This is a genomic window from Nitrobacter sp., assembly GCF_051535215.1.
In the GTDB taxonomy this organism is placed as follows: domain Bacteria; phylum Pseudomonadota; class Alphaproteobacteria; order Rhizobiales; family Xanthobacteraceae; genus Nitrobacter.
Window position 1 is genome coordinate 89,110 of the sequence record NZ_JBPPLY010000006.1, and the last position, 12,836, is coordinate 101,945.

16 protein-coding genes are annotated in these 12,836 nt (G+C 61.7%); 8 read left to right on the forward strand and 8 right to left on the reverse strand.

The annotated features are described in order from the left end of the window. Positions 1-96: 96 nt before the first annotated feature. Positions 97-924 carry an enoyl-CoA hydratase gene (locus tag ACS3WB_RS08630; RefSeq protein ID WP_438275153.1) on the reverse strand — a complete coding sequence of 276 codons (828 nt, stop codon included), beginning with the start codon at positions 922-924 and terminating at the stop codon, positions 97-99. 74 nt (positions 925-998) lie between these two features. On the opposite strand from ACS3WB_RS08630, the gene ACS3WB_RS08635 reads away from it, so the two are divergent. From ACS3WB_RS08635 to tsaA, 5 genes are all read left to right on the forward strand, one after another. After that, the gene (locus ACS3WB_RS08635; protein WP_438275154.1) at positions 999-1,427 is read left to right on the forward strand and encodes a PaaI family thioesterase; all 429 of its coding nucleotides are present in this window, start codon (positions 999-1,001) and stop codon (positions 1,425-1,427) included. A 153-nt stretch (positions 1,428-1,580) separates the two neighbouring features. Then, positions 1,581-2,045 carry a 50S ribosomal protein L13 gene (rplM, locus tag ACS3WB_RS08640; RefSeq protein WP_438275155.1) on the forward strand — a complete coding sequence of 155 codons (465 nt, stop codon included), beginning with the start codon at positions 1,581-1,583 and terminating at the stop codon, positions 2,043-2,045. A 2-nt stretch (positions 2,046-2,047) separates the two neighbouring features. After that, complete coding sequence (gene rpsI / locus ACS3WB_RS08645; RefSeq protein WP_438275156.1) at positions 2,048-2,524, forward strand: 30S ribosomal protein S9; 477 nt, start codon at positions 2,048-2,050, stop codon at positions 2,522-2,524. Positions 2,525-2,737: 213 nt separating this feature from the next. Next, positions 2,738-3,622 carry a transglycosylase SLT domain-containing protein gene (locus ACS3WB_RS08650; RefSeq protein WP_438275157.1) on the forward strand — a complete coding sequence of 295 codons (885 nt, stop codon included), beginning with the start codon at positions 2,738-2,740 and terminating at the stop codon, positions 3,620-3,622. Positions 3,623-3,744: 122 nt separating this feature from the next. Then, positions 3,745-4,236, forward strand: coding sequence for a tRNA (N6-threonylcarbamoyladenosine(37)-N6)-methyltransferase TrmO (gene tsaA, locus ACS3WB_RS08655; protein ID WP_438275158.1), 492 nt, complete (start codon positions 3,745-3,747; stop codon positions 4,234-4,236). A 34-nt stretch (positions 4,237-4,270) separates the two neighbouring features. Here tsaA and ACS3WB_RS08660 read toward each other — a convergent pair whose 3' ends face one another. From ACS3WB_RS08660 to ACS3WB_RS08670, 3 genes are all read right to left on the reverse strand, one after another. After that, positions 4,271-5,536, reverse strand: a complete 1,266-nt coding sequence (locus ACS3WB_RS08660) for a GNAT family N-acetyltransferase (protein ID WP_438275159.1) — start codon at positions 5,534-5,536, stop codon at positions 4,271-4,273. 84 nt (positions 5,537-5,620) lie between these two features. Next, positions 5,621-6,373 (reverse strand): glycerophosphodiester phosphodiesterase family protein, encoded by a 753-nt coding sequence (locus ACS3WB_RS08665; RefSeq protein ID WP_438275160.1) that lies wholly within the window; start codon positions 6,371-6,373, stop codon positions 5,621-5,623. Positions 6,374-6,378: 5 nt separating this feature from the next. Continuing rightward, positions 6,379-6,846: a RidA family protein gene (locus tag ACS3WB_RS08670; RefSeq protein ID WP_438275161.1), complete on the reverse strand. Its 468-nt coding sequence runs from the start codon at positions 6,844-6,846 to the stop codon at positions 6,379-6,381. 231 nt (positions 6,847-7,077) lie between these two features. On the opposite strand from ACS3WB_RS08670, the gene ACS3WB_RS08675 reads away from it, so the two are divergent. Continuing rightward, positions 7,078-7,965 (forward strand): cell envelope integrity EipB family protein, encoded by an 888-nt coding sequence (locus ACS3WB_RS08675; protein ID WP_438275162.1) that lies wholly within the window; start codon positions 7,078-7,080, stop codon positions 7,963-7,965. A 41-nt stretch (positions 7,966-8,006) separates the two neighbouring features. On the opposite strand, the gene ACS3WB_RS08680 is transcribed toward ACS3WB_RS08675, so the two are convergent. Further along, complete coding sequence (locus ACS3WB_RS08680) at positions 8,007-9,296, reverse strand: DNA polymerase IV (RefSeq protein WP_438275163.1); 1,290 nt, start codon at positions 9,294-9,296, stop codon at positions 8,007-8,009. Further along, positions 9,293-9,592 (reverse strand): DUF3572 domain-containing protein, encoded by a 300-nt coding sequence (locus ACS3WB_RS08685; protein ID WP_438275164.1) that lies wholly within the window; start codon positions 9,590-9,592, stop codon positions 9,293-9,295. Before ACS3WB_RS08685 ends, ACS3WB_RS08680 begins: the two co-directional genes overlap by 4 nt. Positions 9,593-9,824: 232 nt before the next feature. On the opposite strand from ACS3WB_RS08685, the gene ACS3WB_RS08690 reads away from it, so the two are divergent. Beyond that, positions 9,825-10,190: a response regulator gene (locus ACS3WB_RS08690; RefSeq protein WP_438275165.1), complete on the forward strand. Its 366-nt coding sequence runs from the start codon at positions 9,825-9,827 to the stop codon at positions 10,188-10,190. Positions 10,191-10,200: 10 nt separating this feature from the next. Further along, the gene (locus tag ACS3WB_RS08695) at positions 10,201-11,574 is read left to right on the forward strand and encodes a PleD family two-component system response regulator (protein ID WP_438275166.1); all 1,374 of its coding nucleotides are present in this window, start codon (positions 10,201-10,203) and stop codon (positions 11,572-11,574) included. 72 nt (positions 11,575-11,646) lie between these two features. Here the strand turns inward: ACS3WB_RS08695 and rpmG are convergent, their stop codons facing one another. Together rpmG and ACS3WB_RS08705 are read right to left on the reverse strand one after the other, a co-directional pair. Beyond that, positions 11,647-11,814, reverse strand: a complete 168-nt coding sequence (rpmG, locus tag ACS3WB_RS08700; RefSeq protein ID WP_006611239.1) for a 50S ribosomal protein L33 — start codon at positions 11,812-11,814, stop codon at positions 11,647-11,649. A gap of 206 nt (positions 11,815-12,020) precedes the next feature. After that, entirely contained in the window at positions 12,021-12,755 is a 735-nt protein-coding gene (locus ACS3WB_RS08705; protein ID WP_438275238.1) for an NUDIX hydrolase, read from the reverse strand. Positions 12,756-12,836 lie beyond the last annotated feature (81 nt).

A 12,836-nucleotide genomic window follows, 5' to 3' on the forward strand; every position in this document is an offset into this window, starting at 1 on the left:
GCGCCGCCCCGCAATCCGTGTGTCCGGCAGTGTTTATGGATTCCGGGTTTGCTCGCGAAGGGCGCCGCGCCCCGAAATGACGAAGAAAATTGAGTCCTATCGATCTTTCCACTTCGGGTCACGTTTTTCGATGAAGGCGCCGATGCCTTCCTCGGCATCGCGGGCCATCATGTTCTCGGTCATGACCTCGGCGGCGTAACGATAGGCATCGGCCAGATTCATTTCGGCCTGCCGGTAGAAGGTGGCCTTGCCGAGCTTCACCACATAGGCCGATTTGCGCGCGACCTTCTGCGCAAGCTCCAGTGCGGCATCGCGCTCGAACCCATCGGCGACCACGCGATTGATCAGCCCCATCCGCTGCGCCGCCGCGGCGTCGATCGGGTCTCCGGTCAAAAGCATTTCCATGGCCTGCTTGCGCGCGATGTTTCGGGTCAGCGCCACCATCGGCGTCGAGCAGAACAGACCGATGTCGACACCCGGCGTTGCGAAGCGCGCTTTCTCTGAAGCCACGGCGAGATCGCAGGTCGCAACAAGCTGGCAGCCAGCTGCGGTGGCGACGCTCTGGACGCAGGCGACCACCGGCTTCGGCAGTTGGACGATGGCCTGCATCATCGCGCTGCAGATCGTCATCACGTGCGCGAAGTAGGCGCGGCCGCGATCGGGGTCGGCGCGGTGCGCGGTCAGCTCCTTAAGGTCATGGCCGGACGAGAACGCCGGGCCGTTGGCGGCGATCACGACCGCGCGAACCGTCGGGTCCGCGCCGGCCGCCTCGATCGCCGCATGCAACTCGCCGATCAGCCGTTCCGACAGGCTGTTTCGCGCCTCCGGGCGGTTGAGGGTCAGCACGGCGATGCTGCCTTCGGTTTGCCGCAAGAGTACCGGTGGTCGTTCCGGGGTCTCGGCGCGGGCAGGGCTGGCGGTCATCGAATTATCCGCTTGGGCGAAACGATCATCCTAATGTAACAGGCACCATCGGGCGTGAGCAGGGGCAGGACGACATGGCGACTGCGAAAATGAACGTGGCCGAACTCGAGGCGTTTCTTCACGCCGAGTTCCCTCAGGCCTTCAGGGACGGCGATATCGCCATCGAAAGCGCCGACGGCGAAACGTCGCTGCTGCGTCAGCGCTACAGCGAACGCATGCTGCGCCCCGGCGGGACGGTTTCCGGGCCGACGCTGATGGCATTGGCCGATTTCGCCATGTACGTGGTGCTTTTGTCCCGCATCGGCCCGGTCGGCCTCGCGGTGACCGCCAATCTCAACATCAATTTTCTGCGCCCGGGACGCCCGGGTCAGGATGTCCTTGCGGCAGCGCGACTTCTCAAGCTCGGCAAGCGTCTGGCGGTGGGCGAAGTGACGCTGCTGTCCGGCACGTCACCAGATCCGATCGCCCATGTGACCTCTACCTACTCCATTCCGAATGCTTGAAAATTTGAGAGGTAATATAAAACCATTTTTATAAGCTACTGATTATAAGATAAAAATATCGATCGGATGACGTTGACTGGAATTGATTGCTTCTCTAGAACGCCCTCGGTTCGACGCTCGGGCGTTGAGGTTCTCTTTTCACGGATTTCTCACATGAAAACGTTCTCGGCAAAGCCAGCCGAAGTGACGAAGAAGTGGGTGCTGATCGACGCCAGCGGGCTGGTGGTCGGACGGCTCGCCACCCTCGTTGCGATGCGGCTGCGCGGCAAGCATCTGCCGATCTACACCCCGCATGTCGATTGCGGCGACAACGTCATCATCATCAATGCCGCCAAGGTGGTTCTCACCGGCCGCAAGCGTGACGACAAAGTCTATTACAATCACACCGGCTATATCGGCGGCATCAAGGAGCGCACCGCGAAGTCGATCCTCGAAGGTCGTTTCCCGGAACGCGTCATCGAAAAGGCCGTGGAACGCATGATCCCGCGCGGTCCGCTCGGACGCGTGCAGCTTGGCAATCTTCGTGTTTATGCCGGCGCAGAGCACCCGCATGAAGCCCAGCAGCCGGAAGTCATCAATGTCGGTGCGATGAATCGCAAGAACATGAGGGCCGCATAACGATGTCCGATACCATGCAGTCTCTCGATCAGTTGTCCGCACTGAAGACGGCCGAATCCGACGCGCCGAAGCACACCAAAAAGGTCGACAAGTACGGCCGCGCCTATGCCACCGGCAAGCGCAAGGATGCGGTTGCCCGCGTCTGGATCAAGCCGGGCGCCGGCAAGATTCTGGTCAATGCCCGCGAGGTCGAGGTTTACTTTGCGCGTCCGGTGCTGCGCATGATGATCCAGCAGCCGCTCGTCGCGGCAGCCCGCGCCGGTCAATACGACGTGATTTGCACCGTCGCCGGCGGCGGCTTGTCGGGTCAGGCGGGGGCCGTTCGTCATGGGCTGTCGAAGGCGTTGACGAATTTCGAACCCGAGTTGCGCGGCGTTCTCAAGAAGGGCGGCTTCCTGACGCGCGACTCGCGCGTGGTCGAGCGCAAGAAGTACGGCAAGGCGAAAGCCCGCCGCTCGTTCCAGTTCTCGAAGCGCTAAGGCGCGTTTTCGACATTCGCTGCAGCCTTGCAGCGAATGTCGGTTCCCGGATTTGGGCGATCCCTTTCTCAAGGACCGGCGGGGATATATCGGGCTTCTCAGGAAGCCTGTTATGCTCGCGGGATGAGTTTCGGTTCGTCGCCGTCGCGGAAGAATACGGATGGGTCATGCCCGCCCATTCTGTTGCGGTGCGCGTTTGTCTTGATGCTGCTAATGCCGCGCGTCGTCTTTGCGCAGGTCGGTTGGGAGACGGCACCTGATCCCGGACCTGCGGCCAAGACGGATCAGGACACGCGCGAAGCGATCTGCCTGATGGTGGAGTCGGCAGCCAGGGCCGAGAACCTGCCGCTGGAATTTTTCGCACGCGTGATCTGGCAGGAGAGTCGATTCCAGACCGATGCCGTTGGTCCGCTGACCCGCAGCGGCGAGCACGCGCAGGGCATCGCGCAGTTCATGCCGGGAACGGCAAGCGAGCGGCGGCTGCTCGACCCGTTCGACCCGGTGCAGGCGTTGCCGAAGTCGGCCGAGTATTTGAACGAATTGCGCGGGCAATTCGGCAATCTGGGATTGGCGGCCGCGGCCTATAATGCCGGCCCTCGCCGCGTGCAGGACTGGCTCGACGGCAAGGGATCGATGCCGGCCGAGACGCGAAACTACGTCTTCGCGATCACGGGATCGCCGATCGAGGACTGGGCCGATGCCGGCAAGGGCGGCAAGCCGCCGGATCGCGCACAGCCATCATCGAGTTGCCGCGAATTGATGGCGATGCTGAAGCGCGCGCCAAATCCTTTTGTTGCGGGGCTTGAAGAACGCGTGAAGCTTGGTGCAGACAAACCCTGGGGCGTACAGCTTGCGGCCGGCTTCAGCCGGGTCCGCGCCATGGCCATGTACGCACGAGCCATCCGGCACCTCGGCTCCGTGATCGGCGACCGCGATCCAAGTCTGCTGGGCTCGGTATTGCGTAGCCGTGGCACCCGGACGTTTTATCAGGTCAGGGTAGGGGCCGATACGCGCGCGGAAGCCGATGGTCTCTGCAACCGGATCAGACACGCTGGCGGTGCCTGCCTCGTGCTGCGAAACATGCGCATGAGAAGTTGAGTTCGGCATTTCACGGCTGAGCGTTGACAGATGCGAGGATGCTCCGCTCGACGAGATCTGGTTATGTTTTATGATAAATAACGGTCCGTATCGTGATATCAGGACGCAGGGAGATAACGGCCATGGTGCGTGAATATGAGGTCCGAGAAGGAGAGGTTGTCGTCGAATTGCCGCCTGCGACCGACGCCGGGCTGGTGTTCATCGGCAGAATTCGCACGCCCTGGACATCGCGCCTGAAAACCCCGCGTCAGGGGCGCGAAGACGGGCCGGTTTGCCGGCTCGAGATTTTCGATCTCTGGAAGCCAGCATTGCAGGGGCTCGAACGATATACGAGCATCGAGGTCATTTATTGGCTGCACCTGTCGCGTCGCGACATCGTGCTACAGACGCCAAAGAGCAGCGGCGAGACGCACGGCACGTTTTCGCTGCGATCCCCGGTGCGGCCCAATCCGCTGGGAACCTCGCTGGTCAAGCTGGTCGGCATCGAGGGATCGACGGTTCTGGTGCGTGGACTGGATTGCATTGACGAAACGCCGCTGATCGACATCAAGCCGAACCGTTGCCAGTTCACGCCGATTGCGCCGCCGCAGGACGGCGATTTCGAAACCGGGTGACGACGGATACATTCCCCGGAAAACGAGGAAAACCTCAGCCCTCGCCATTACTCGCTTTGCGAAACGGCCCGGCCTCGGTCAGTTCGCGGCCAGCTTCGGCGACATACTGTCGTTCGCGCTTGAGATAATCGCCTACCGCGCGGCGCAGCGCAGGGTCGGCGATATAATGCGCGGAGTAGGTGGTTTGCGGCAGATAGCCGCGCGCGATCTTGTGCTCGCCCTGCGCGCCCGCCTCCACCCGTTTCAGGCGGTGGCGGATCGCGAAATCGATCGCCTGATAATAGCAAACTTCGAAATGCAGGAAGGGATGATGTTCGATCGCGCCCCAATGCCGCCCGAACAGCGTGTCCGAGCCGATGAAGTTGATGGCGCCGGCAATCCAGCGGCCATCGCGCCGGGCCATGATCAACGCGATGTCCCGGCTCATGCTCTCGCCGATCATGGAGTAGAAGGACCGGGTCAGATAAGGCCGGCCCCACTTGCGTGATCCGGTCTCCATATAGAACCGGAAGAAGGCGTCCCAGGCTTCCTCCGTGAGATCGCTGCCGGTGAGGACATGGATGGTGATGCCATTGGCGAGCGCATCGCGCCGTTCGCGGCGGATCGCCTTGCGGTGTCGCGAGGCGAGGCTGGCGAGAAAATCCTCGAAGTTCGAATAGCCTTCGTTCCGCCAGTGAAATTGCTGGTCGGTCCGCTGGAGGAATCCGTTTCCTGCGAGAAACGCCCATTCCTCCTCGCGGGCGAAGGTGACGTGAGCCGACGAAGCCTGCGTCGCATCGCAGAGTCCGATGAGGCCTCCGGCCAGTACGGCGGGGACGCGCGTCTCGTCGCAGCCGGGGCGAACCAGAAGCCGCGGACCGGTGGCAGGGGTAAAGGGAACCGAGGCCAGGAGCTTGGGGTAATAGCGGCCGCCTGCTCTTTCATAGGCGTCCGCCCAGCCGTGATCGAAGACATACTCACCCTGCGAGTGGGACTTCAGATAGCACGGCACGATGCCGACGACCGTTCCGTCGCGGCGCGCGATCAGGTGGCAGGGTTTCCATCCGGTGCGCGCACACGCCGAATTCGATGTTTCGAGCGCCCTGAAAAAGGCATGTGAGACGAAAGGGTTGTATGTCTCATTTGATCTGAAAATCGAATGTGCAGGGACTTCATCTCCCGACGCCGACGATCCGTGGTGCTCGATTGCAGGATTTGCGCAGGCGTCCCAGTCCGCAGCCGGAATCTGGCCGACCGAGTCGATAGCTTCGAGCGATATGTCGGATAACGTCATCGAGGATTTGAGCCTGCGATCAGCCATTGCACGTGGTGATGTCCGCTGTGTGGCGGTTTCATTCGATCCACGAGATTGGGCACGGCGCCGGGGCCGTCAAGGGAGTGGAGATTAGACCTCCGGATGGAAGCCCTCGAAAATCATCTGGTCGGCATATTTTTCGGCGCGGATGCGCTGTTCCGCGGTTCGCACCGTCCATGTCAGCAGGGAGCATCCAAAAATGTTTCTTGCAACCCATGGGGCTAACGCCGGAAGTTCATTCACCCAGTAAGCGACAAAATGCGGCCGGGTGCGGAAGGCGTGACGCAGATAGGTCATGCCTGCGCGCTGATCAGGCGTCGTACCGGGCCATTCGGCCGCGGTATAGGTCCGCTCGGCCACGATGCCGCGCGGGCGCGCCGGCATCAGTTCGCGCAGAGCCAGCACCTGATCCGGGTCGAACGACATGCCCGCAGCGGGTCCCTCATATGACGACAGCACCTCGGCCATCCGCCGCACCAGCCGGCGATCCCCATCGAAATGGCTTTTGACCTCGATCACCAGCGGCACGCGGCCGGCAACCAGCGCGCAGAGGTCCGCGAGCGACATCATTCTCTCGGACGTGTTCTTGAAGGCAACCTGTTTCAGTTCGGCGGCGGTTTTGGTTCGCAGGGCTCCTGAACCTTCGGTCAGGCGGCCCAGTTCGTCGTCGTGATGAACCATCGCCTCGCCATCGGCGGTGAGTTGGATATCGAGTTCGATGCTGAAGTTTCCGGCCATAGCCGCTCGGGCCGCCGCCGGCATGTTCTCGACGATGCCACGGGCCTCCTCATGCAGGCCGCGGTGGGCGACCGGGCGTGCCGTCAACCAGTCAGGTGCGCGCATCGGCGTCAGGCAACTTCGAACAGACCTTCCACTTCGACCGCCGCATCGGCGGGAAGGGATGCAACGCCGACGGTCGAACGGGAATGGCGGCCTTTGTCGCCAAACGCCTCAACCATCAGATCGGATGCGCCGTTCATCACCTTGGGCGCGTCAAGGAAATCGGGAGCGGAGTTGATAAAGCCGCCCAGCCTGACGACGCGGACCACCTTGTCGAGATCACCCAGCGCAGCCTTGACCTGCGCCAGCAGGTTGAGTGCGCAGCCGCGGGCCGCAGCGCTGCCCTGTTCGACGGTGACTCCGCCGCCGAGCTTGCCCTTGGCGATCAGTTCGCCCTCCGGACCGAAGCAGAGCTGTCCGGATACGAACAGCAGATTGCCGGTACGGACGAATCCGACGTAATTCGCCACGGGCGACGCTGGTTCATGCAGCGTAACGCCTTGCGCCGCCAACTTCTGCTCGATCGTTCCTGCCATTTCGGCCCCCGCTGATGGTTGTTTTGCCTGAAAACTCGGCTCAGTGGTTCTATCTCGCATCGTCATGTCACATGCAAGTGATGGCGGAGCGAGACCGGTTTGCGGAAATGCCGAGCAAGGTTTGATCGATGGTCAAGTCGGCCATCAAATCGCAGTGTGCTGCCGCGCCGCCCTAGTTGCGACGCAATAGGGCAGCGATAATGCTTGGATTCGGCCACATCGAGAGGTGATATGCGCGCCCGCTTCGATTGCTTTACCTTCGGTTTTTGGCCCGGGGCTCTGACGTTGGTCGTGGCAGCAGCGTTTTCGCCGCTACTTGGAAAGCCAGCCCACGCCGCAGCCGGGACTTCGTTTCTGCCCCATCAGGCGCTGTACGATCTGAGCCTTCTGAAGTCGCGCGGCGGCACGTCGCTGGACAGCGCGCGCGGGCGAATCCTGTACAAGTTCTCCGGAAATGCCTGTGAGGGGTACACATCCGATTTCAGGCAGGTCTCGGAAATGGATGGCGGGGAAGGGCGAAGCACACTCAGCGACCTGCAATCCACGAGTTGGGAGGATGCGGAGGGCAAGAGCTACCGGTTCAAGATCGTGACCCGCATGAATGACAGCGATCAGAGCGAGGTTGACGGTCTCGCCGAACGGACCGGCGACAAGATTACCGTGAAGCTGACGCAACCGGTGGCCAAGACGTTCACGGTCGACGGCAAGGTCGTGTTTCCGACCGAACAGATTCAGCGCATCATTGCGGCCGCGAAGGAGGGCAAGTCCCTGCTCGAGTTGACCGTGTATGACGGCTCCGACAACGGCGAGAAAGTCTACAACACGCTCTCGGTCATCGGTAAACCGATTCACGGCGATAAACCCGGATCGACGTCCGATCCGTCCACCACCAACGATCACATGAAGAAACTGACCCGGTGGCCCGTCACCGTCAGCTACTACGATCGCGACGCCAAGACCCACAGCGGCGAACAAACGCCGGTCTATACGATGTCGTTCGAACTGTTCGAAGACGGCGTGTCGCGGGCGCTGGTGCTCGACTACAACGACTTCGTGATTTCCGGCACCTTGGGCAAATTCGACGTCAGCGATGTCAGGAAAGCCAAACCCTGCAAGTAACGTACACAAAAAGGTAAATCGGGTGAGCCGTCTGCCTGCCTTTATTGACGCGGTTTCTCGGGACCGTCGTAGGCTATGCCCCGGATGACGGCAGCGCTTCCGTACTTTCTGCGCAGATCGTCCATAGCCCGCTCAGCATGAGCCGAGCGGCGATCCAGCATATCGGTGTCATCGGCCCGCGACCCCGGCCGCAGCGCGCTGACGCCCGCTCCCATCAGGCGGAACGCGGTGCCGTCGATTTCCTTCGCCAGCATTTCGCGGCAGGTTGCGAATATCTTCGACGCGAGTTGAGTCGGAATGGAGACCGATTGCGAACGGGTCCGTGGCCGGAAGTCGGATGTCTTGAGCTTCAGCGTGATCGTCGATCCCGCCAGCTCGCTTGTCTTGAGCCGCGATGATACTTTCTCCGACAGCCGCCAGAGGATTCGTTCGAGCGTGGCGAAGTCGCGGATATCGGTTTCGAACGTCGTCTCGCTGGAGATGGTCCTGGCGCCGCGGTCCGCGATCACCCGCCGGTCGTCCATGCCGCGCGCCAGCCGCCACAACCGGCGGCCCTCGGTCGGAAATTTCTTCATCATGTCGATCTCGTCGGCACGCTGCAGATCGCCGATGGTTCGAAAGCCGCGCTGCGACAATCGTTCCTGGGTGGCCGGGCCGACGCCGAAAATGAATCCGACCGGTTTGTCCGCGAGCATGATGCGCGCTTCGTCCTGGTCCACCACCGCGAATCCCCGCGGCTTGTCGAGGTCCGAGGCGATCTTGGCGAGGAACTTGTTGCAGGACAGTCCGATCGACACCGTGATGCCGATGCTGCGTTCGACCTCGCCCGCAAACATTGCGAGCACCTTGGCTGGAATCATGCCGTGGACGCGCCGGGTGCCGCGAAGGTCGAGGAAGGCTTCGTCGATCGACAGCGGCTCCACCAGCGGCGTCAGCGCCTGCATGGCGTGACGTACTTCGCGGCCGATCCGGATATATTTCGCCATGTCAGGCGGAATGACGACGGCCGGGGGACAGAGCGCGAGCGCCTTGAACATCGGCATCGCGGAACGCACGCCATACGTCCGAGCGATGTAGCAGGCCGTCAACACCACGCCGCGCTTGCCGCCGCCAATGATGACGGGTTTGTCCGCCAGCGCAGGATTGTCGTGTTTTTCGACGGTGGCATAGAATGCGTCACAGTCGATATGGGCGAGCGCTAGGGCCGGCAGTTGACGGTGGCGCACGAGCCGAGGAGAGCCGCATGCGCTGCAGCGGATCGCCGAAAAGTCGAGATCGCCGAAACAATCCCGGCAGAAGCATAACGGACCGTCCGGCGGCGCCTCGGTCACGGGGTCTCGCGTCCCGCGAGAGAATCGCCGAGCGCCATCCTGGCTGCGGCGATGGTGGTCGGATGATGTCCGGAGGATTCTGAAAAAGCGCTGACGGTGGCATCATCCCGCAGCACGAAATCGAGCACGCCGGTAAGAAAGTGAGGATCGGAGGCGGAAGCACGCAGGGTTTCCGGGCCGATCCCGGTTTCCGACAGGAACCGGCCAAGTCGTTCACCGTCATCCGCGATAAAAGAAAGCGCCTGAATCGCCACGATTTCAGCTACTTCGCGCGGATTATGCACACGCTTTGTCATCGCGGGTGTTTGCCTTTCCGTAATATATCGCTTCTACTTTGGGACCATCATGCCCGAGTCCGGGAAACGTGTTCAAGCAAGTGCTAATCCGCTCGCAAAAAGACGGGCATTCGCCTTAACGGCTTTGGAGCGAATTCTAGTGCAAATCTAAATCCAGTTTGCGGACAAGTTTTGCGATGCTTGTGCATGTTTCGCTCACCAAGGTGGGTGAGTGTATCGACTGGAGGTCAGGGTGGCCAAGACGGTCCTGATCGTGGAAGACAACGAGCTCAACATGAAGCTCTTCCGCGATCTGTTGGAGGCTCACGGTTACCAGACGTCTGGGACCAGCAACGGCTTCGAGGCGCTCGATCTGGTTCGCAGGCTTCGCCCCGACCTCGTTCTCATGGATATTCAGTTGCCACAGGTCTCCGGCCTCGATGTCACGCGCTGGATCAAGGACGATCCCGAACTGCGTTCGATTCCCGTGGTGGCGGTGACGGCCTTTGCGATGAAGGGCGACGAAGAGCGCATCCGCGAGGGTGGTTGCGAAGCCTATTTGTCCAAGCCGATTTCGGTCGGCAAGTTTATCGAGACCGTTCGACGGTTCGTGGGTTGAGGAGACAGCGGTGTCCGCGCGTGTTTTGGTCGTCGACGATATTCCCGCCAACGTCAAACTTCTGGAAGCACGCTTGTCGGCGGAATACTTCGACGTCGTGACCGCCTCCAGCGGCGCGCAGGCGCTTGAAATCTGCGCGCGCGCCAGGTGCGATATCGTCCTGCTCGACGTGATGATGCCGGACATGGACGGCTTTGAGGTCTGCCGCCGGCTGAAGACCAGCCCGGCGACCCATTTCGTTCCCGTGGTGATGATAACGGCGCTGGACAGCCCGTCCGATCGCGTGCGGGGCCTCGAGGCTGGCGCGGACGACTTCCTGACCAAGCCTGCTCCGGATGCGGTGCTGATCGCGCGGGTGCGTTCGCTGACGCGCCTGAAAATGATGACCGACGAACTGCGCCTGCGCGCCGCGACGTCGCTCGAGATCGGAATGCAGGCGCCGGAACGCGACGCGGTTGCCGATGCCGGGAAGGGCGGCCGCATTCTGCTGGTGGACGACCGCGCCTCGTCGTACGAGCGGCTGGCGGCGGTGTTGAGCGCCGAACATACCGTCGATGTCGAAACCGATCCGTCCGAGGCGCTGTTTCACGCCGCCGAGAACAATTACGATCTTCTCATCGTGTCGCTCGGACTGGAAAATTTCGACGGCTTGCGGTTGTGCAGCCAGGCACGGTCGCTGGAACGCACGCGGCACGTTCCGATCCTTGCCATCGCCGACGCCAACAGCAATGCGCGATTGCTTCGAGGTCTCGAGATCGGCGTGAACGATTATCTGCTGCGGCCGATCGACAAGAACGAGTTGCTGGCGCGCGCCCGCACGCAGATACGCCGCCGCCGTTATACCGATCACCTGCGCGACAATGTGCAGAACTCGATCGAAATGGCGGTGACTGACGGGCTGACCGGTTTGCATAACCGTCGTTACATGGAAAGCCATCTGGTCACGCTGGCCGAGCAGGCCGCGACGCGCGGCAAGCCGCTGGCGCTGATGATGCTCGACATCGACTTCTTCAAGTCGATCAACGACAACTATGGGCACGATGCCGGCGACGATGTTCTGCGCGAATTCGCGGTGCGGGTCCGCAAATCCATCCGCGGCATCGATCTCGCCTGCCGCTATGGCGGCGAGGAGTTCGTGATCGTGATGCCGGAAACCGACCTGCATGTCGCGGGCATCGTCGCCGAGCGGCTGCGCCGTTCGATCGCCGGTGAACCGTTCGCTATCCACAACGGTGCGAAGCGGATCGAGGTGACGATCTCGATCGGCCTGTCGATTCTGGAGCGCAAGGGCGAACCTGTCGCCGACGTTCTCAAGCGCGCCGACATCGCGCTCTATCGCGCCAAGCACGATGGGCGAAACCGCGTCGTCGCGGAGGCGGCCTGACACTGCCGCAGGTTCTCGCAAAATAAAACGGGGCCCAAGGCCCCGTCCTGATTCACCGCTGACGAAGCGCCGTTACTTGATCTTCGCCTCGCGGAATTCGACGTGCTTGCGCGCCACCGGATCATACTTTTTCTTGACCATCTTGTCGGTCATGGTGCGCGAGTTCTTCTTGGCGACGTAGTAGAAGCCGGTGTCGGCGCTGGAAACCAGCTTGACCTTGATGGTGACCGCCTTGGCCATGTGCAATCCTTCGATGTCAGGAATCTGGAAAGCCGGCCCAGCGTCAGGCCCGCGTTGGCCGGCAAACTAGCCGTGAAACGCCCAAAGTCAAGGATTTCGAGGCTGTCGAGGGCTTCAAATCGGTGTTTCCCGCAAAATGGCCATTTTCTCGGCCGGCTGCCGCAAGGAGCGGTCGCGCGCTGCGCCGGCATCGCGGAATTGGTGATTCAAGCCGTGCCCGGCAAAATATCCCTTTGCATTCTGCCGCCGCAGAAATGGAAGAACGGCACGTCGGCATCGTGTCGCAGCGGCCCGGCGGCAAGACGCTTTTGGAGTTCGTCGAGTACGCTCCGGGTCACCGAATGAAGGCCGGCGAGAGGTTTTGCATCCATCTCCACCCAGACAAGTTCGACCAGTTCAGCGTCGGCGTGGACCAGGCCCTCGACGCGATGGGCGATGGCGGAGGCATCCGCGCTGAAGAAGCGGGTATCGAAACGGCGTACGCAACCGGGCGGGGTGATGGCGCGCGCGATCAGGTAAAGGCCTGAGGGGTCCGGCAGCAATCCGGCATTGCCGAAGTGTTGCCACGCCCCGGTCAGTTTCGCGACGGGTTTCTCGGTCTTGCGTCCGAGGCAAAGTCCGGTTTCCTCGCAAACCTCGCGGATCGCGGCGACTGCGAGCGAGCGGGCGCGCGACGATTGAATCTTTGGACTGCCCTTGAGCAGGTTGGCTTCGAGTTCTTTCGGGATCGGCGCGGCGACAGGCACCCTGTGGTCGGTCTTTTCGACGCTGCCGCCGGGAAAGACGAACTTGCCCGGCATGAAGACCACGTTGTCGTGGCGCTTGCCGAGCAGCACCCTTGGCGCGGCCGCGCTGCGGTCGATCAGGATCAGCGTGGCGGCATCTTTCGGCCGGCGATAGGAGTGATGGCTCGTGGCGTGGATTTCACGTTCGCTAGCCAACTCGCCGCCGGTTCGTGATGCGAACGTCAAATCCAGAACTCCACTAGAAACCTATATTTGCTAGTGGTCCTTTTGATCTGA

Bases quoted from the DNA above. Each gene is read 5' to 3' on its own strand.
- ACS3WB_RS08630 (WP_438275153.1), bottom strand. From the start codon at position 924: ATGACCGCCAGCCCTGCCCGCGCCGAGACCCCGGAACGACCACCGGTA.
- ACS3WB_RS08635 (WP_438275154.1), top strand. From the start codon at position 999: ATGGCGACTGCGAAAATGAACGTGGCCGAACTCGAGGCGTTTCTTCAC.
- rplM (WP_438275155.1), top strand. From the start codon at position 1,581: ATGAAAACGTTCTCGGCAAAGCCAGCCGAAGTGACGAAGAAGTGGGTG.
- rpsI (WP_438275156.1), top strand. From the start codon at position 2,048: ATGTCCGATACCATGCAGTCTCTCGATCAGTTGTCCGCACTGAAGACG.
- ACS3WB_RS08650 (WP_438275157.1), top strand. From the start codon at position 2,738: ATGCCGCGCGTCGTCTTTGCGCAGGTCGGTTGGGAGACGGCACCTGAT.
- tsaA (WP_438275158.1), top strand. From the start codon at position 3,745: ATGGTGCGTGAATATGAGGTCCGAGAAGGAGAGGTTGTCGTCGAATTG.
- ACS3WB_RS08660 (WP_438275159.1), bottom strand. From the start codon at position 5,536: ATGGCTGATCGCAGGCTCAAATCCTCGATGACGTTATCCGACATATCG.
- ACS3WB_RS08665 (WP_438275160.1), bottom strand. From the start codon at position 6,373: ATGCGCGCACCTGACTGGTTGACGGCACGCCCGGTCGCCCACCGCGGC.
- ACS3WB_RS08670 (WP_438275161.1), bottom strand. From the start codon at position 6,846: ATGGCAGGAACGATCGAGCAGAAGTTGGCGGCGCAAGGCGTTACGCTG.
- ACS3WB_RS08675 (WP_438275162.1), top strand. From the start codon at position 7,078: ATGCGCGCCCGCTTCGATTGCTTTACCTTCGGTTTTTGGCCCGGGGCT.
- ACS3WB_RS08685 (WP_438275164.1), bottom strand. From the start codon at position 9,592: ATGACAAAGCGTGTGCATAATCCGCGCGAAGTAGCTGAAATCGTGGCG.
- rpmG (WP_006611239.1), bottom strand. From the start codon at position 11,814: ATGGCCAAGGCGGTCACCATCAAGGTCAAGCTGGTTTCCAGCGCCGAC.